The sequence below is a fragment of the Pseudomonas syringae group sp. J309-1 genome (assembly GCF_032582135.1).
Taxonomy (GTDB): domain Bacteria; phylum Pseudomonadota; class Gammaproteobacteria; order Pseudomonadales; family Pseudomonadaceae; genus Aquipseudomonas; species Aquipseudomonas quasicaspiana.
Map to the genome: position 1 here is coordinate 1 of NZ_JAWHNU010000141.1, position 562 is coordinate 562.

At 60.0% G+C, this 562-nt stretch carries 1 protein-coding gene; it reads left to right on the forward strand.

Annotated elements, in window-relative coordinates; genetic code table 11:
• Positions 1–172 precede the first annotated feature (172 nt).
• Positions 173–562 (forward strand): DsbA family protein (locus RX972_RS29130; RefSeq protein ID WP_316880762.1); only part of this gene is annotated, 390 nt, incomplete at its 3' end.

Here is a 562-nt window from a genome sequence, read left to right on the forward strand (position 1 = left end):
GTAACCGGTTATTGCTTTGATTCTGCTCGATTTATTTTGAGATATTCAAGGTCAGAGTGACGCAGTGTTCGCAGTGCAACAGCTTGCGTGAGATTGAGCGATGTTGCGCGGCTTTCCCCGCTCTGCTGGGATCGCCGAAAGTCTTCATCCCCTCGTGCTGTCAAGGTTCCGCATGCCGCGCCAGATCGACTACTACATCTCGCTGCAATCACCCTGGGCCTATATCGGCCACACGCCCTTCGTTCGGCTCGTAAGCACTTACGATCTCAAGGTAAATTACCGGCCCGTGCTGCTCGTCGATCTGTTCTCGGAGACCGGCGGGCTGCCGCTCGCCAAGCGCCATCCGGTGCGGCCGCGCTATCGGTTGATCGAGTTGCAGCGCTGGCGCGACAAGCGCGGGCTGAATTTTCACCTGCAGCCGGCCAACTGGCCGTTCAACGCACGCCTCGCCGATGGCGTCGTGATCGCAGTGCTCGAGGCGGGTCTCGATCCCGAGCCGTTCATCGCACGCGAGAAGCACACCACGATCAAGCCGCTGAGGGATCTGTGGCCGACGGAACCG